At 58.7% G+C, this 16,228-nt stretch carries 16 protein-coding genes; 8 read left to right on the top strand and 8 right to left on the bottom strand.

The window, feature by feature from the left end; translation table 11 throughout:
* Window positions 1–21: 21 nt before the first annotated feature.
* Window positions 22–1,353 carry a 3-deoxy-D-manno-octulosonic acid transferase gene (locus tag ACR0JE_RS04810; RefSeq protein WP_480863346.1) on the bottom strand — a complete coding sequence of 444 codons (1,332 nt, stop codon included), beginning with the start codon at window positions 1,351–1,353 and terminating at the stop codon, window positions 22–24.
* A 1-nt stretch (window position 1,354) separates the two neighbouring features.
* Entirely contained in the window at window positions 1,355–2,362 is a 1,008-nt protein-coding gene (gene moaA, locus ACR0JE_RS04805; RefSeq protein WP_480547749.1) for a GTP 3',8-cyclase MoaA, read from the bottom strand.
* 90 nt (window positions 2,363–2,452) lie between these two features.
* Between moaA and ACR0JE_RS04800 the strand changes: the two genes are divergently transcribed.
* Window positions 2,453–2,878: a hypothetical protein gene (locus ACR0JE_RS04800; RefSeq protein ID WP_480863344.1), complete on the top strand. Its 426-nt coding sequence runs from the start codon at window positions 2,453–2,455 to the stop codon at window positions 2,876–2,878.
* Here the strand turns inward: ACR0JE_RS04800 and ACR0JE_RS04795 are convergent.
* The 5 genes from ACR0JE_RS04795 to glmU form a co-directional block, all read right to left on the bottom strand.
* Window positions 2,866–3,588: a DNA alkylation repair protein gene (locus ACR0JE_RS04795; RefSeq protein WP_480863342.1), complete on the bottom strand. Its 723-nt coding sequence runs from the start codon at window positions 3,586–3,588 to the stop codon at window positions 2,866–2,868. The two genes, ACR0JE_RS04800 and ACR0JE_RS04795, sit on opposite strands and share 13 nt — an antisense overlap.
* Entirely contained in the window at window positions 3,560–4,102 is a 543-nt protein-coding gene (locus ACR0JE_RS04790) for a pyridoxamine 5'-phosphate oxidase family protein (protein ID WP_480863340.1), read from the bottom strand. The genes ACR0JE_RS04795 and ACR0JE_RS04790 overlap by 29 nt, the downstream gene beginning before the upstream one ends.
* 61 nt (window positions 4,103–4,163) lie before the next feature.
* On the bottom strand, window positions 4,164–4,511 hold the full coding sequence (locus ACR0JE_RS04785; RefSeq protein WP_480863338.1) for a hypothetical protein: 348 nt from the start codon (window positions 4,509–4,511) through the stop codon (window positions 4,164–4,166).
* An 8-nt stretch (window positions 4,512–4,519) separates the two neighbouring features.
* Complete coding sequence (glmS, locus tag ACR0JE_RS04780) at window positions 4,520–6,343, bottom strand: glutamine--fructose-6-phosphate transaminase (isomerizing) (protein ID WP_480863336.1); 1,824 nt, start codon at window positions 6,341–6,343, stop codon at window positions 4,520–4,522.
* Between the two features lie 4 nt (window positions 6,344–6,347).
* Complete coding sequence (glmU, locus tag ACR0JE_RS04775) at window positions 6,348–7,700, bottom strand: bifunctional UDP-N-acetylglucosamine diphosphorylase/glucosamine-1-phosphate N-acetyltransferase GlmU (RefSeq protein ID WP_480863335.1); 1,353 nt, start codon at window positions 7,698–7,700, stop codon at window positions 6,348–6,350.
* Window positions 7,701–7,834: 134 nt separating this feature from the next.
* Between glmU and ACR0JE_RS04770 the strand changes: the two genes are divergently transcribed.
* The 4 genes from ACR0JE_RS04770 to ACR0JE_RS04755 all read left to right on the top strand — a co-directional run bounded on the left by ACR0JE_RS04770 (window position 7,835) and on the right by ACR0JE_RS04755 (window position 11,838).
* On the top strand, window positions 7,835–8,506 hold the full coding sequence (locus tag ACR0JE_RS04770; protein ID WP_480863333.1) for an HAD-IA family hydrolase: 672 nt from the start codon (window positions 7,835–7,837) through the stop codon (window positions 8,504–8,506).
* A gap of 39 nt (window positions 8,507–8,545) precedes the next feature.
* On the top strand, window positions 8,546–9,745 hold the full coding sequence (locus ACR0JE_RS04765) for a DegT/DnrJ/EryC1/StrS family aminotransferase (protein ID WP_480863331.1): 1,200 nt from the start codon (window positions 8,546–8,548) through the stop codon (window positions 9,743–9,745).
* Between the two features lie 287 nt (window positions 9,746–10,032).
* Window positions 10,033–10,587: an EF-hand domain-containing protein gene (locus ACR0JE_RS04760; protein ID WP_170532259.1), complete on the top strand. Its 555-nt coding sequence runs from the start codon at window positions 10,033–10,035 to the stop codon at window positions 10,585–10,587.
* 87 nt (window positions 10,588–10,674) lie between these two features.
* Window positions 10,675–11,838, top strand: a complete 1,164-nt coding sequence (locus ACR0JE_RS04755; protein ID WP_480863329.1) for an isovaleryl-CoA dehydrogenase — start codon at window positions 10,675–10,677, stop codon at window positions 11,836–11,838.
* Window positions 11,839–11,885: 47 nt separating this feature from the next.
* Here the strand turns inward: ACR0JE_RS04755 and ACR0JE_RS04750 are convergent, their stop codons facing one another.
* Window positions 11,886–12,491, bottom strand: a complete 606-nt coding sequence (locus tag ACR0JE_RS04750) for an OmpW family outer membrane protein (RefSeq protein WP_170532263.1) — start codon at window positions 12,489–12,491, stop codon at window positions 11,886–11,888.
* A gap of 136 nt (window positions 12,492–12,627) precedes the next feature.
* Between ACR0JE_RS04750 and ACR0JE_RS04745 the strand changes: the two genes are divergently transcribed.
* From ACR0JE_RS04745 to ACR0JE_RS04735, 3 genes are read left to right on the top strand one after another with little or no spacing between them, the layout of a single operon-like run.
* A complete protein-coding gene (locus ACR0JE_RS04745; RefSeq protein WP_480863326.1) occupies window positions 12,628–14,151 on the top strand; it encodes an AMP-binding protein in 1,524 nt (507 codons plus the stop codon).
* Window positions 14,148–14,624, top strand: coding sequence for a lysozyme inhibitor LprI family protein (locus tag ACR0JE_RS04740; protein ID WP_480540803.1), 477 nt, complete (start codon window positions 14,148–14,150; stop codon window positions 14,622–14,624). Before ACR0JE_RS04745 ends, ACR0JE_RS04740 begins: the two co-directional genes overlap by 4 nt.
* Entirely contained in the window at window positions 14,621–16,228 is a 1,608-nt protein-coding gene (locus tag ACR0JE_RS04735; RefSeq protein ID WP_480863324.1) for a carboxyl transferase domain-containing protein, read from the top strand. Before ACR0JE_RS04740 ends, ACR0JE_RS04735 begins: the two co-directional genes overlap by 4 nt.

Raw genomic sequence — 16,228 nt, 5'->3', positions numbered from 1 at the left:
CCCCACACCCCCGGGATATTTTTAGCCAGATGAAGAGGGATCCTGCGCCTTTGGGGTAAGGTTCAGGTGCGTGCAAAGCGTTTCTGCGACCTGGTTCAGCGCGTCTTTTTGAGTGCTCACGCAGGTTTGGGCAGCACGGCGCGCGGTGGTCAGGGCGCTGTCGTCGGATAGCCAGGTTGCAACAGCGTCGGAGAGGTCTTGGGCGGTTTGGACTTCGATTGCGCCTCCGCTCTCGACCAAGGGGGCAAAGGTTTCGGCGAAGTTGAAATAGCCCGGGCCGGTCAGGATGGCGGCCCCAGCTTGGGCGGGTTCAAACGGGTTGTGGCCGCCGATCTCTTTCAACGATCCACCAAGGAACACGATGGGGCAGAGCGCGTACCACGTGCCGGTTTCACCAAGCGTGTCGGCGACGTAGGTTTGAGTTTGGTCAGTGATCGGTTCACCCGCCGTGCGGAAAGCGGCTGTGAGATTGGCCTGATGTAGAAGTTTGGCGACTTCGTCACGGCGTTCCGGATGGCGCGGGATCAGAAGCAGGAGCAGATCGGGCCAGCGTTCAAGCAGCGTTTTATGCGCCGCGAACACGGTTTCCTCTTCGCCTTCATGGGTAGAACTGGCGATCCAGACGGGGCGGCCTGCGATTTGCGTGCGGATGTCGGATAGCGCCTGTTCGTCGATGTCCAACGGATCGGACATCGCTTTGAGGTTGGTGCCGGGTTTCACGTCCTCGGGTTTGGCACCCATCTCGATCAGATTGGCTGCGGTTCGGTCATTCTGGGTCAGGAAGAGATAAAAACTGTCCAATATGAAACGCGCAGTTTTGGGCCGCTTTTTCCAACCCTCGACAGATTTCTGCGAAAGACGGGCGTTCAGCAGGGCCAGTGGCACGCCGCCCCTGGCGCTTTCGACGATCAGCTGAGGCCAGATTTCACTTTCGACAAACACGCCTGCATCGGGTTTCCAGTGTGAGAGAAAGCGCTGTACCGGGCCATGCGTATCCAGCGGTGAGTATTGGTGTCGTGTCCGGGGGGGCAGGCGTTTCTCAATTAGCGCGGCAGATGTCGGCGTGCCGGATGTGATCAGAAACTCGGCGTCGGGCAAAAGCGTGCCCAACCGCCTGATCAGGCTGAGGACCGACAGGCTTTCGCCAACGCTGGCCGCGTGAAACCAGATCAGACGGCCAGAGGGTCGCGGTAGGCTGGCATGACCCAGCCGTTCCTGCTGTCTTTTGTTTGGAACACCTGCAGATTCAAGTTTGCGGCGCACGGTGCGCCAGAACAAGGGCGCTGCCACAGCAATGATCCCGCAGTAGAGATGATACAGCAGTGTCGGACGACCGGGGCGATGGTCGGGCATCCTAGCCGCCCGTATGGCTCATATGGCGGGTCATCTGGCCATCAACGGCTTGGCGGGAATAGTCGAAATCATGGCCTTTGGGTTTCAGGTTGATGGCGGCGCGGATCGCATGCTCCAAGGGCGCTTCGCTGTCGGGGTGGTCACGCAGCGGGGCGCGCAGGTCAGCCATGTCTTCCTGACCGAGACACATATAGAGCTCACCCGTGCAGGTCAGGCGCACCCGGTTGCAGCTTTCGCAGAAATTATGGGACAGGGGCGTGATGAATCCGATCTTCTGCCCGGTTTCTTCCAACCTTACATAGCGCGCGGGTCCACCGGTGCGTTCGGCCAGATCTGTGACCGAATAGTGGTTTTCATATTCCTTGCGCACGTCCTTCAGCGACCAGTACTGATCCAGACGATCTTCGTTGCCGATATCGCCCATGGGCATCACTTCGATCCAGGTAAGGTCCATATCGCGTTCGGCGCACCATTCGGTGATGCGGGGCAGTTCGGGTTCGTTGAAGCCTTTAAGAGCAACCGCGTTGATCTTGACCCGCAAACCGGCCTTTTGCGCCGCATCAATCCCGTTCAACACCTGTTTCAGGCGGCCCCAACGGGTGACTTTGGCGAATTTGTCTTCATCCAGCGTATCCAGAGAGACGTTCACACGCCGCACACCGGCGGCATAGAGTTCGTCGGCAAAGCGATGAAGTTGCGAGCCGTTGGTTGTCAGCGTCAGTTCCTTGAGCGCGCCGCTGTCCAGATGCCGCGTCATGGAGTGGAAGAAACTCATGATGTTGCGACGCACAAGAGGTTCCCCCCCGGTGATCCGCAGCTTTTGAACGCCCAGCTTCACAAAGGTCGAACACATCCTGTCCAGCTCTTCCAGGGTCAGAAGATCTTTCTTCGGCAGAAAGGTCATGTTCTCGGACATGCAGTAGACGCAGCGGAAATCGCAGCGATCCGTTACCGAGACGCGGAGATACGTGATGGCACGTGCGAAGGGGTCTATCAGCGGAGCAGTCATGCGTAATAGGTAAATCGGTAACTGGTCCGCGACAAGGGGCTAACATGCTTTGGACTGGAACAGATAGATACGTGGTTGTAAGTTTCGGGTATGAAATACGTTCTTGTTTTCCTGTGTGTTCTGCTTGCCGGCTGCGAAACGGTGCGGTCGACGGCGGATCGTGTGTTTGGGCGCAACGAGGCAGCGCCCGAGACAGAGGCCAATGGAGAACCCGAAGCGGCTGAGGCCGCACCCGAAACTGAGCTGGTCACGACGCGACCAAACTGGGTCGGTGCCAAATCCACTACCGCTGTTCTTGGGGACCCCTCAACGCCAGGGCGCTGGATGCAAACGCCGCTTGTGGACACCGAAGTCACTGCGCGTGTGGTTGTGCCCCGAACCGGGGCGCAGGCATATATCACGCTTATCCCGTCGCGGGGACCTGAAGGGGGCGGCAGCCAGTTGTCACTGGACGCGATGCGCACACTTCTCGTGCCTTTGGATGCACTGGTTGAGGTTGACGTCTACGCCAACTGATCTTTCACGTATTTCCCGGCTTCCCGCCGCGCAAAGGGGTTCATCGCCGGGCCATGTTGCTCTAGAAACGCGACAACGCGCAGGGCATCGTGTTTTGACAATTCGCGCAGCCACCAGGCGATGGCCTTCTGGATGAACCAGTCCCGATCTGGAACGTAGCTGGCTGCCCAACCCAAGATGCGGTCTCGGCGGTCCAGATCATCAGGTTTGGGATGGTTTTGCTTGGTCCAGGGCAGGGTGGCCACCAAGGCGGCGCGGCGTGTCCACATGTGATCTGATGTTGTCCAAACCTCGACCTGATCCAGCCGGGTGGGATTAGCCGTCAGCCGTTTTTGCATCGCCATAGCCGCATGATCGGCCACGGCCCAAGCATCGAAATCCGGCAGCCAGCTTTGCAACAGTTCCCAGACGGCGTCATCCGGTTTGATACGCGCCTGAGTGAGGAGTTTTGAGGCGGCGAGACGGGTTTCATGAGTATTGAGTTGCCACAGCTCATCCGCGAGCTGCACGCGCCGCGGCACGTCAAGCTCTTGCCGCCAAGCCTTGGTCAGATCATTCAGAACGGGGTTTGCGACGCCCAGATAGGGGCGATCCGCCTTGTGATAGGCCGCCATTTGCGCACCGCGTTCGGGGTCGGCATGGGCTTTGATCTGGGCCAGATAGGGGGCAAGCAGCGGCATCTCAGACAGGGACTCCTGTGGGTTTGCCATCAATCGTCTGTTGGTTCATATCCACCCAATAGGCGCGGATGTCGTCATCAGACTTGCCATCAACCCATTTCTGCATCGTGTCACGTTCCGACGTGTATTCCATGAAAGGGACCGCGTAGCCGCAGGAGGTCTGAACCATTTCAATGCTCAGGTCATAAATCTGCCGGGCGCTGCGATGGGCGGGGAAATGCCGGGACAGTTCCTCCCAACCGGCATCCCCTGTGTGGAGCGTTCTGGCCGTGCCGTAGGCGCGCAGGATCAGGGGGCGGGTGGTGAAGGAACACCACATCAAAGTCATGCGATTGACATCCAGCAGATGCCCCGCCGTTTCATTGCCGCTGCCGGTCAGGTTCATCCAGATGATACGGTTTGGGCCCAGAACGCGCAGGGAATCCATGCCCTTGGGCGAGATATTGACCCGGCCCTCAGACCCAGCGGTTCCGACGAAGAACATGTGCTGATCTTCTATGAAGGCCTGATGCGGCGGGTCGAGTTGCGGGAATTGTTTGGCCATGATGCGCTCCGGGTAAGGGGTTGCGGCAAACCTAAGCGCGTACGGATGGGCCGTCCAGCACTCAGGAGATTGAGCGCCGTTCTGCGAGCAGGGCATCCAGATGCCTGGGATAGGTTTTGTACCCTGTGAATATGAATTCGTCCTCATCCGCCGGGGCGCGCAATTTGGCCTCGTGATCCCAGATTCGGGCCCAATCCCGCAAATGCTCTTGCAGGTCTTCCAGCGCTGACATCAGTTCAGGGGCGGCTTTGAATGGAGTGTCTTCGATGAAATCCAGCACCTGTTGGTTGGTCGCGCGCAACGCCCGCGCAGGACCAAAGGTCTTGCCTTGTGCCAAATAGCGCTCGTATTCCGCACGGGAGGCACGCATCAGGGACATCAGTTGCACAATTGCGTCCTGCTGAACCATGTTCCCGCCTATTCCACCGTCACCGACTTCGCCAGATTGCGCGGCTGATCCACATCCGTGCCCTTGGCCACCGCTGTGTGATAGGCCAGCAGCTGAGCGGGGACAGAATACAGGATCGGGGCAAGGCTGGGGTGGATATGCGGCATTCGGATCGTGCTCCAAACCCCGTCCTCGGCCTCGGCAATGCCATCGTCGTCTGAGACCAGAATGACCTTTCCCTTGCGCGCCATGACCTCCTGCATGTTCGATACTGTCTTGTCGAACACGGTATCCTTAGGGGCCATCACCACAACGGGCATATGTTTGTCGATCAGCGCGATGGGGCCATGTTTCAGCTCACCTGATGCATACCCTTCGGCGTGGATATAGCTGATTTCCTTCAGCTTTAGCGCGCCTTCCATGGCCAGCGGGTACATCAGGCCGCGTCCCAAGAACAGGACATCGCGCGCCTCGGACAATCGCTGGGCGGATTTGCGGATGGCGCGATTTTGATCCAGCGCCGAGTTCAGAACCGAGGGCAGCCCACGCAAGGCGGCAGCGTGATCGGCCAGTTCATCATCGGTCAGGGTGCCCCGGTCGGCGGCGGCTTTGAGCGCCAGCATCAGCAAGACGCTGAGTTGGCAGGTGAAGGCCTTTGTCGAGGCCACGCCGATCTCGATCCCTGCGTGGATGGGCAGTGCCACATCGCTTTCCCGTGCGATCGAGCTTTCGGGGACGTTAACAACAGATACGATCTTGTCCGCCTTGCCTTCGCAATAGCGCAGGGCAGCCAGCGTATCGGCGGTTTCGCCCGACTGGCTGACAAACAGGGCCAGGGTGCGGTCGCTGATCGGAGGTTCGCGATAGCGAAACTCGCTGGCGATATCGACCTCGACCGGCATTTTGGCCAGTTGTTCGAACCAGTATTTTGCCGTCAGGCAGGCGTAGAACGCGGTTCCGCAGGCCACCATGGTTAGGCGGTCAAGCTTGGTGAAATCCAGATCGATATCTGGCAGAACCACCCGATCCCCGCCAGTTGGTAGGTAAGACCGGATCGCCTCAGCCACGACGACGGGCTGTTCAGCGATTTCCTTCGCCATGAAGTGTTTGTGCTCGCCTTTGTCGGCCCGCGCATGATCCAGCTTGATCTTGCGCATTTCCCGATTGGCCAATTCACCGGCCTCATTGCGGATTTCAAGCGAGGTGCGGGTTAACACCGCGCGGTCGCCTTCCTCAAGATAGGTGATCTTGTTTGTCAGAGGGGCCAATGCGATAGCGTCGGAACCCACAAACATCTCTCCATCTCCGTGCCCGATGGCCAAGGGAGAGCCCTTGCGCGCTGCGACAATCAAGTCATCCTGGCCGTCAAACAGAAAGGCCAGCGCAAAGGCGCCTTCCAACTGATCAATGGTCTTGAACGCCGCCTCGACCGGAGACAGGCCCGAGTTCAGAAGATGCTCAGCCATCAGAGCCACGGTCTCGGTGTCGGTCTCGGTTTCAAATCCGATCCCGTTTTCGGCCAGTTCAGCGCGCAGTTCGCGGTAGTTTTCGACGATGCCGTTATGCACAACGGCGACCGGACCGGCCTTGTGCGGGTGGGCGTTGTTGACCGATGGTGCACCATGGGTGGCCCAGCGAGTGTGGCCAATCCCGGATTTGCCGGGCAGCGGGTCATGGACCAGCAGGTCACTCAGGTTGACCAGCTTGCCTACCGCCCGGCGACGCCCCAGCGCCCCGTCATTCACGGTGGCGATCCCTGCGCTGTCATAGCCGCGATATTCCAGCCGTTTCAGCGCTTCAACCAGAATAGGGGCGACCTCATGCTGCCCCAGAACACCTACAATTCCACACATAAACTCAGGCCTCTTTATCGCGGCGAGCCTTTTTCGCCTTTAACATATCAAACAATTTGCGCGCATAGCCGGGTTTGTTTTCCTGCTTGGCCCGCGCAACGGCCAAGGCATCAGCTTCGACATCTTTGGTCACCACCGTGCCGGTCGCCGTCATCGCCCCGTCGCCCACCGTCACCGGCGCAACCAACATGGTGTTCGAGCCGATAAACACGTTCTGACCAATCGTGGTTTTGTGCTTCATCACGCCGTCATAGTTGCAAGTGATCGTGCCCGCGCCGATATTTGTTGCGGCCCCAACTACAGCATCACCGACATAGCTAAGGTGATTGACCTTCGCGCCTTCGGCAATCTCAGCGTTTTTGATCTCAACAAAATTGCCGATTTTCGCGTTTTCTGCGAGTTCTGCACCCGGGCGCAGGCGGGCATAGGGGCCGACGACGGCGCCTCGGCTGACATGGCAGCCTTCCAGATGCGAATAAGCTCGGATCGTCGCGCCGCTTTCTACGGTCACGCCGGGGCCAAAGACCACGTTGGGTTCGATTACCGTATCGCGCCCGATGACCGTATCGGCGGCCAGATAAACCGTTTCCGGCGCCATCAGAGTCACGCCCAGATCCAGCAACTCGGCGCGCGCCTGCGTCTGAAACACAGCATCCGCCGCAGCCAGATCAGCGCGAGAATTCACACCCAGTGTCTGGGCTTCGTCACAAGCTACGGCGGTTACGCTCAGACCACGGTTGCGAGCGATTTCGACCACATCCGTCAGGTAGTACTCGCCCGCGGCATTGCCATTGCTCACCGCATCAATCAGCGACAACAGTGTTTCTGCGTTACATGCTAAAAGCCCTGAATTGCAGAAACTTATCGCGCGTTCTTCATCTGATGCTTCTTTGAATTCGACAATCCGCTCCAGCGTGTCACCATTCATGACCAGACGCCCATAGCGTGCGGGATCTGCGGCCTTAAAGCCCAGGATCACAAGATCATTCTGCACGCGGGCCTCGATCATGCGTTCCAGCGTATCGGGCTTCAAGAACGGAGTGTCACCGTAGAGAACAACGACATCACCGTCGAAACCTTCGAGCGCGTCGCGCGCTTGCGCAACCGCATGCGCGGTGCCCAGCTGCTCCTCCTGAACTGCGATCTGCACCGTTTCATCTTCGGCCTGCGCGACCTTGGCGACGGCTTCGGACCCGTGGCCTGTGACGATCACGGTGCGCTCGGGCGACAGCACCGACCCGGCGCGTATGGCGTGGATCAGCATCGGAACCTGGGCGATGGGATGCAGTACCTTTGGAATATCCGAATTCATCCGGGTGCCTTTTCCAGCGGCAAGGATGACAAGGGCAGTGGTCATGAAATCGTTTTCTCTTTGTGTTTTCTTGCCGACCGTTTTATCCGCTGAGGGCAAAGGCGCAAGCCGTTCGGCCATCAAACAAGATTGCCGATTGCAACATGACATGGCGGAAAACTGCCGAGCAAGGAGGCGCGATGCGCACTGTCATCTTCGATCTGGATGGGACTTTGGCGGATACATCCGGGGATTTGCTGGCCGCTGCAAACCATTGTTTTCGCGCGATGGGACACGGGGATGTGCTGGTTCATGGGCAGGATGCGGGTATCGCCGTGCGCGGTGGTCGGATGATGTTGACCCACGGTCTGAAACGGGTCGGAGCCTTTCATGAGGGCACAGTAGACGCCTATTATCCCGTGCTGCTTGAGGCGTATTCCAAAGACATCGACACCCATACACAATTCTATCCGGGCGCGTTGGACGCGGTCGAGGCGTTGAAAACCGCAGGTTATGGAGTTGGAATCTGCACCAACAAACCGGAACGGCTGGCAGATCAATTGCTGAGCCAGATGGGCGTGCGGGATCAGTTTGCCTCGCTGGTTGGTGCGGACACATTGTCGGTGCGCAAACCTGACCCTGAACCCCTGCGCGAGGCGGCGCGGCGGGCAGGTGGGCATCCCGACCTGTGCGTTCTGATCGGGGACTCTGATACTGACCGCAACACAGCCAAGGCCGCAGGCGTGCCATCTGTGTTGGTTACGTTCGGGCCATCGGGGGATGATATGGCCGCGTTGGAGCCCGAGGCTTTGCTGCATCATTTTGACGATCTGCCTGGTGTTGTGACCGATCTGATCGGTGCGGCGGCGTGATCTCTTGACCCGAAGCGGATATAGCCCGAGAACTGAGCCATGACTGAGACATTTACCGGCAGCTTCACTCAACAGGAACCGATCCCCGACGAAGCGATCGAGGCCGCGCTGGCCGTGCTGCGTCACGGGCGTCTGCATCGCTATAACGTCGCACCGGGTGAGTTGGGCGAGACCGCATTATTGGAACAGGAATTTGCCGCCCAGATGGGGGCTAAATTTTGTCTCGCAGTGTCCTCGGGCGGGTATGCGCTTGCAACTGCCTTGCGCGCGGTGGGTGTTCAACCGGGTGATCCGGTTTTGACGAATGCTTTTACTCTTGCACCTGTGCCGGGGTCGATTGCGTCCGTTGGGGCCAAGCCTGTGTTCGTTGGCGTGTCCGAGAACCTGACCATTGATCTGGACGATCTTGCGGCCAAACTGGATCAGGCGCGGGTTCTGATGCTCAGTCATATGCGGGGGCATTTGTGCGACATGGATCGCCTGATGCAGATGTGCGATGCCGCTGGCGTCGTTGTGATCGAAGACTGCGCACACACGATGGGCGCAGCTTGGAGGGGGCAATTGTCCGGTCGGCAGGGGGCAATCGGCTGCTACTCCTGCCAGACCTACAAACATGTCAATTCCGGCGAAGGCGGCCTGCTGATCACCGATGATGAGGAGCTTGCAGCCAAGGCCACGATGTTGTCGGGGTCCTACATGCTGTACGAACGTCACCTGGCTGCACCATCACCCGAGGTTTTCGAGCGCGTCAAATACACCACCCCCAATGTTTCGGGACGGATGGATAATCTGCGCGCCGCGATCCTACGTCCGCAACTGCGCGATCTGGACCGACAGGTTGGGCGTTGGAATGAAAGATACCGGGCCATCGAGGCTGGCTTGCGCGGAACACCGGGGCTGACAATTGTGGACCGGCCAGAGGAAGAAACCTATGTCGGTTCGTCGATCCAGTTCCTGCTTCTGGACTGGGTGCCCGATCGCATCACCGAGGTTATTGGTCGGTGCGCAAAACGGGGGGTCGAGTTGAAATGGTTTGGTGGGGCTGAACCGACAGGCTTCACCTCTCGCTATGACAGCTGGCGCTATGTCGAAAGCGAACGTATGCCGGGATCGGATCGTATCCTTTCGGGTATTTTGGATATGCGTGTCCCACTCACGTTCTCTTTGCAGGACTGTGATCTGATTGCTCGAATAATTCAGGAAGAAGTCGCGCGGATTCACAATCTGGCGACGGCATAAAAACAGCAAACTCTTTTGTCCGGACACGATTTCGCTTGCGTACGGACGTTATGATGCTGGCAAATTGAGGTGTCTTTGCTTCTTTGAGCGGGCACACCATCAGAAATCATTGCGGAACCATGACCAAAGAGAAAAAATCTGAATCTCTGGAAGTCAGGCTAAGCCTGTCGGAAAAAAACGCGTTCGCCGCAAGGGTTGCTGCGCGCGGGGAAACCATGAGCGCGGCTTTGCGCCGCTTGATCGCTGAAGATGGAGTGCCTCATTCAAACTCGAAGGAGGTTTCGACCATGAAAAAGACTGTAGTTGCGGCGTCCCCAGTAATTCTGACGATCGCTATCTTAGCCGCTGTATCGATGTCTGGAGCATCTGCAAAAACCGATTTCGCTGGCAATTTTCGTGCCAAGGATACCAACGGCGATGGATTTGTCGATCGGATCGAAATGCTGAGTTACATGACGCAGCAGGCCGAGCAGGTGAACTTGCCTAGCGATTGCGATGGAACCGAACTGGCGAAAGTTTGGTCAATGTCGCCGGAAGAGCTGGCAGATGATGCAATTGGCTTCTCAGATGCTGACAACGATGGCCGCATTACCTTGTCTGAAGTCGTAGCGGCAAATGAACGCTACCGGGCTGACGATTTCACATCCGCCGATACCAACGAGGACGGATTTGTGACCTTGGCAGAGTTGGAGTTCGGCTTTCGTGAAGACGAAGCCAAGGTCAGCGCGGAATGCAGAGCGGCCATTGGTATGCACAGCGCCGCCCGTGCTTCTGAGATTTTGGAGCAAATAGATACAGATGGTGATGGGCGGATCAGCTTGGGTGAGTTCGTGAACCACTAGACCGCATTCCAACTGGACAGACACTCTTCGCCTCGCTATAAATGAACATATGTTCAATTACTGACGTATAGCGCAAAGGCAGCCCAAATGTTCCAGGCGGAAATGACTTTTGATCTCGGCGAGGATGTAAACGCGCTGCGCGAGATGGTGCATCGCTGGGCGCAGGAACGGGTCAAGCCGATGGCCGCCGAGATCGACGCATCTAATGCTTTTCCCAATGAGCTATGGGCGGAGATGGGAGAGCTTGGCCTTCTGGGCGTCACTGTGCCCGAGGAATATGGCGGGGCCGGAATGTCCTATCTGGCTCATACAATTGCAGTAGAGGAAGTGGCGCGTGCCTCGGCATCGGTTTCGCTATCATACGGGGCGCATTCCAACCTGTGCGTGAATCAGATCAAGCTGAACGGCAATGAGGAGCAAAAGCAAAAGTACCTGCCGCGGCTGATTTCTGGCGCGCATGTGGGTGCATTGGCGATGTCCGAGGCTTCGGCCGGGTCGGACGTCGTTTCGATGAAGCTGCGCGCGGAAAAGCGCAACGATCATTACCGGCTGAATGGCAACAAATACTGGATCACCAACGGGCCGGACGCGGATACGCTGGTCGTCTACGCCAAGACAGACCCAGAGGCCGGGTCCAAAGGAATCACCGCGTTTCTGATCGAAAAAGAGATGAAGGGCTTCTCGACCTCACCGCATTTCGACAAGCTTGGAATGCGCGGGTCCAATACAGCAGAACTGATCTTTGAAGATGTCGAAGTGCCGTTCGAAAATGTTCTGGGCGAAGAAGGCAAGGGCGTTGCCGTTCTGATGTCTGGGCTCGACTACGAACGTGTCGTTCTGGCCGGGATCGGAACCGGGATCATGGCGGCCTGTCTTGATGAGATCATGCCCTATCTGGCCGAACGCAAACAGTTCGGCAAACCCATCGGCAGCTTCCAACTGATGCAGGGCAAGATCGCGGATATGTACACCGCGATGAACTCTGCCCGGGCTTATGTCTACGAAGTTGCAAAGGCCTGCGATCGTGGGGATGTGACCCGTCAGGATGCAGCGGCGTGCTGTCTCTATGCCTCAGAGGCTGCGATGACGCAGGCGCATCAGGCGGTTCAGGCGATGGGCGGGGCCGGGTTCCTGTCGGACGCGCCGGTCAGCCGGATTTTCCGAGATGCCAAACTTATGGAGATCGGCGCAGGCACCAGCGAAATTCGCCGGATGCTGATTGGCCGCGAGCTGATGAACGAGATGCAGTGAAGAAAACGCCCCGCTGATTTTAGGTCGGCGGGGCGCTTTGGATTGGATCAGAACCGATGGACGTAGGACACACCGACCAGCCAAGGATCGATTTCGGCGGTGCCGATATCGGCGCCATCCAGGGTCACGTCCGAGTCGATGTCGAACCAGCGCACATTCAGTCGGACTGCACCGTTTTGGGTGACCTGATAGTCCAGCCCGGCCTGCAGCGCGACCCCGAACGAGTTATCGACCTTGAGATCCCCCAGCGGAGAGCTTTCGTCAAAGAAGATCGTGTAGTTCAGACCGGCCCCGACATAGGGTTTCCAGGCGCTGTTGGTCGGGAAGTGATAGTTCAGCGACAGGGTCGGGGGCAGGTGCTTGACGCTGCCCGCATCAGTGCTGCCTCCCAGAGTGATGTCGTGGCTGAAGGGCGTTGCAGCCAAGAGCTCGATCCCCAGATTGTCGCGGATAAAGTATTCGGCGGTGAAGATCGGGCGGGTATCCGCGTCGATATCTGCGCTAAGCCCCGCAAGCGTTCCGTTGTCGGATTTCGGGTCCAGATATCCCACACCTACGCCAAGGGTCCAGTCGCCCTGCGATTGGGCAAATGCGGGCACGGCCAAAGCGGCCAGTGCGGTCGAGAATGTCAAAGCGGCGAGCGTTTTCATCATGATCTTGCCTTTGGTTTTGTTGATGCCCCTTGTGTGGCGGCAAAGGCCAATCCGCGCTCTGATCTGTATCAAGTTTTGCTTGGTTCTGGTTGCCTGCGTCCGGCGGGAAAATTCAATGAAAAAAGAGGCCTAGCAGATGCTTGACCCTAGGCGCATACCTGGTTTGCGCCCAGAGGGTGGCTGGGACCTGCCCGATCAGTTGAACATGGCGCGTCAGTGTCTGGTTCATCCCGATGATCGTGTTGCCGTGATTGATCTAACCGGTCCCACTGAACAGCGTGTGACTTATGAGCAGCTACATCATATGACCGACGGGATTGCTCGTGCTTTGCAGCAGAAGGTACAGCCAGGTGATCGGGTCGGTGTCCTGCTCAGCCAATCCCCATGGTGTGCCGCCGCGCATCTGGCGATCTGGAAGATCGGCGCGATCTCGGCTCCCCTGTTCAAGCTGTTCAAACAGGAGGCATTGCGGTCTCGTGTCAGTGATGCGGGCGCCAGTATTGTGCTGACCGATGTCGAGGGTGCCGGGCTGCTTGAAGGGATCGCAAAGCCTCTGATCGCATCTGAAGTAGGGGTGGCCGGCGCTCCACTTCCCTTTGCCGAGACTGGGCCGGATGATCCGGCGGTGCTGATCTATACGTCGGGCACAACCGGCAGCCCCAAGGGGGCCCTGCACGGGCATCGGGTGCTGACGGGCCATTTGCCCGGCGTTTCAATCAGCCACGATCACCTGCGCGACGGAGACTGCCTGTGGACCCCTGCCGATTGGGCCTGGATCGGCGGGCTGTTCGACGTGCTAATGCCCGGTCTGGCGCTGGGCATTCCGGTGGTTGCGGCGCGGCTGGATAAGTTTTCGGCTGAGGCCTGCGCGGACGTGATTGCACGTGGGGCTGTGCGGAACGTGTTTTTCCCACCCACGGCGCTGCGGATGCTGAAGGCAGCGGATCAGAGCATCCCCGGCCTGCGTTCGGTCGCGTCAGGGGGTGAGCCTTTAGGGGCCGAGATGCTAGCGTGGGGGCAACAGGCGTTCGGATTGACGATCAACGAATTCTACGGTCAGACCGAATGCAACATGGTCGTCTCGTCGTGTGCCAAGTATTTCCCAGTGCGCCCCGGCTGTATAGGCAAACCGGTGCCAGGGCATGAGGTGGCAGTAGTCGACGAGGATGGGAACCCAACCACAGTAGAGGGCGACGTAGCCATCCGACGCGGCTCAGCCTCAATGATGCTGGAATACTGGAACCGGCCAGAGGCGACGGCTGAGAAATTCCGTGACGACTGGCTCATCTCCGGCGACCGCGGCATTTGGGAGGGGGATTACCTGCGCTTTGTGGGCCGCGAAGATGACGTAATCACGTCGTCGGGCTATCGTATTGGTCCGGCTGAGATCGAGGATTGCCTGCTGACCCACCCGGCGGTGGCAACGGTCGGCGTGGTCGGCAAGCCCGACCCGCTGCGGACCGAGATCGTGAAGGCCTATGTGGTGCTGAAACCGGGGGCTGAGGCGGCGGAGCAGGAGTTGCAGGAGTGGGTCAAGGACCGTCTGGCGCAGTATTCCTACCCGCGCGAGGTGGCGTTTTTGGAGGAACTGCCAATGACGGTCACGAGGAAGGTGATACGCAAGGAATTGAAGGCCCGAGCGGCCACAGAGGTGTTATGATACGTTTTATCGCCGTCTTGTCTCTGCTGCCCGTTCAAGCGGTGGCTGATTGGGCTCCTGACCCGGTAGCCGAGGCTGATATTTGGCATTGTGTGGCCGAGGCGGGTGAAGGCTGGCATGCTGGTGCAACGTGTGTCCGGAACTTTGCGAATGCCTGCATAGAAGAGGGCGGTTCCTATGACAGCATAGCGGTTGCACAGTGCATGGACGCAGAGACCAAAGCTTGGGATGCAGTGATGAACACAGCATACGGGTCTTTGCGCCAAGATTTATCAGATCCAGAACTGCCGCCCGTTGCAGCTGAGGCTCTCAGGGACGCACAGCGCGCCTGGATCGCATTTCGAGACGCCGAATGCCTGTCGCGGGGAAATCTGACAACCGGAACGGGCCACTTCGAAGATGGGGCGGATTGTATGTTGCGGGTAACAGCAACGCGCGCGTTGGATTTGATCGGATATGGGGGCACACAATGAGTAAATTGAAATCCGCGTTCCTTCCTAGTTCGGAAGCCGCACAAACAAACCGCACCGCCCATCTCGACGCGCTGGCGCAAATCTCCGAAGCTGCTGAAGCAGCTCGTATCGGAGGCGGCGAGAAATCTCGCGCGCGGCACGTTTCTAGGGGCAAGATGCTACCTCGGCGCCGGGTGGCGAACCTGCTTGATCCGGGGTCTCCGTTTCTGGAAATCGGCGCGACTGCAGCACATGGGATGTATGGCGATGCCGCGCCATGTGCGGGGGTCATCGCAGGCATTGGGCGGGTGCAGGGGCGCGAGGTCATGGTGGTGTGCAACGATGCCACGGTTAAGGGCGGCACCTATTACCCGATGTCGGTGAAGAAACACCTGCGCGCGCAGGAGATCGCCGAGGAAAATCAACTGCCCTGCATCTATCTGGTCGACAGCGGCGGTGCGAACCTGCCAAATCAGGATGAGGTCTTCCCCGACCGCGATCACTTTGGCCGTATCTTTTATAACCAAGCGCGGATGAGCGCGAAGGGGATCGCTCAGATCGCTGTGGTGATGGGGTCCTGTACGGCGGGTGGGGCCTATGTGCCCGCGATGTCGGATGTGACCATCATCGTGAAAGAGCAAGGGACGATCTTTCTGGCTGGACCGCCTTTGGTCAAAGCCGCGACGGGCGAGGTCGTCAGTGCCGAGGATTTGGGCGGCGGTGATGTCCATACGCGCCTGTCCGGCGTGGCGGACTATCTCGCCGAGGATGACGCCCACGCACTGGCTTTGGCGCGACGGGCTGTTGGCTCGCTGAACCTGCGCAAACCGCAGGCGGTAGATTGGGCCAGCCCGGAAGACCCAGCTTATGACCCAGAGGAAATCCTCGGCGTTGTTCCAGCTGACCTGCGCACGCCTTATGACATCCGCGAGGTCATCGCGCGTCTGGTAGATGGCTCTCGCTTCGATGAGTTCAAGCCGCGCTTCGGAGAAACGCTGGTAACTGGCTTTGCCCATGTCAAAGGTTGCCCGGTTGGAATCATCGCCAATAACGGCGTGCTGTTTTCCGAAGCCGCACAAAAGGGCGCGCATTTTGTCGAGCTGTGCTCGCAGCGGAAGACCCCTCTGGTCTTTCTGCAGAACATCACCGGCTTTATGGTTGGTCGCAAATACGAAAACGAAGGCATCGCGCGGCACGGGGCCAAGATGGTCACGGCGGTAGCGACGACGAGCGTTCCCAAGATCACCATGCTTGTCGGAGGCTCATTCGGGGCCGGAAATTACGGCATGGCCGGTCGGGCCTATCAGCCTCGGTTCCTGTGGACCTGGCCGAATTCTCGGATTTCCGTGATGGGCGGCGAGCAGGCGGCGGGCGTTCTGGCCACCGTCAAACGCGACGGAATCGAACGGCAGGGCGGCACTTGGTCCGCCGAGGAAGAAGCCGATTTCAAACGCCCGACACTGCAGATGTTCGAGGAACAGTCGCATCCGCTGTATGCCTCGGCCCGCCTCTGGGACGATGGTATCATCGACCCACGCAAATCGCGTGATGTGTTGGCCCTATCGCTCAGCGCTGCGCTGAATGCCCCGATTGAGGAGACACGTTTCGGCGTGTTCAGGATGTAA

This window comes from Ruegeria sp. H3, assembly GCF_056533095.1.
The sequence above is the reverse complement of the archived record's forward strand: the minus strand, read 5'-3'. Positions and strand labels throughout refer to the sequence as shown.

Excerpts from the sequence above, each read along its gene's own strand:
- ACR0JE_RS04810 (WP_480863346.1), bottom strand. The coding sequence starts at position 1,353 with ATGCCCGACCATCGCCCCGGTCGTCCGACACTGCTGTATCATCTCTAC.
- moaA (WP_480547749.1), bottom strand. The coding sequence starts at position 2,362 with ATGACTGCTCCGCTGATAGACCCCTTCGCACGTGCCATCACGTATCTC.
- ACR0JE_RS04800 (WP_480863344.1), top strand. The coding sequence starts at position 2,453 with ATGAAATACGTTCTTGTTTTCCTGTGTGTTCTGCTTGCCGGCTGCGAA.
- ACR0JE_RS04795 (WP_480863342.1), bottom strand. The coding sequence starts at position 3,588 with ATGGCAAACCCACAGGAGTCCCTGTCTGAGATGCCGCTGCTTGCCCCC.
- ACR0JE_RS04790 (WP_480863340.1), bottom strand. The coding sequence starts at position 4,102 with ATGGCCAAACAATTCCCGCAACTCGACCCGCCGCATCAGGCCTTCATA.
- ACR0JE_RS04785 (WP_480863338.1), bottom strand. The coding sequence starts at position 4,511 with ATGGTTCAGCAGGACGCAATTGTGCAACTGATGTCCCTGATGCGTGCC.
- glmS (WP_480863336.1), bottom strand. The coding sequence starts at position 6,343 with ATGTGTGGAATTGTAGGTGTTCTGGGGCAGCATGAGGTCGCCCCTATT.
- glmU (WP_480863335.1), bottom strand. The coding sequence starts at position 7,700 with ATGACCACTGCCCTTGTCATCCTTGCCGCTGGAAAAGGCACCCGGATG.
- ACR0JE_RS04770 (WP_480863333.1), top strand. The coding sequence starts at position 7,835 with ATGCGCACTGTCATCTTCGATCTGGATGGGACTTTGGCGGATACATCC.
- ACR0JE_RS04765 (WP_480863331.1), top strand. The coding sequence starts at position 8,546 with ATGACTGAGACATTTACCGGCAGCTTCACTCAACAGGAACCGATCCCC.
- ACR0JE_RS04760 (WP_170532259.1), top strand. The coding sequence starts at position 10,033 with ATGAAAAAGACTGTAGTTGCGGCGTCCCCAGTAATTCTGACGATCGCT.
- ACR0JE_RS04755 (WP_480863329.1), top strand. The coding sequence starts at position 10,675 with ATGTTCCAGGCGGAAATGACTTTTGATCTCGGCGAGGATGTAAACGCG.
- ACR0JE_RS04750 (WP_170532263.1), bottom strand. The coding sequence starts at position 12,491 with ATGATGAAAACGCTCGCCGCTTTGACATTCTCGACCGCACTGGCCGCT.
- ACR0JE_RS04745 (WP_480863326.1), top strand. The coding sequence starts at position 12,628 with ATGCTTGACCCTAGGCGCATACCTGGTTTGCGCCCAGAGGGTGGCTGG.
- ACR0JE_RS04740 (WP_480540803.1), top strand. The coding sequence starts at position 14,148 with ATGATACGTTTTATCGCCGTCTTGTCTCTGCTGCCCGTTCAAGCGGTG.
- ACR0JE_RS04735 (WP_480863324.1), top strand. The coding sequence starts at position 14,621 with ATGAGTAAATTGAAATCCGCGTTCCTTCCTAGTTCGGAAGCCGCACAA.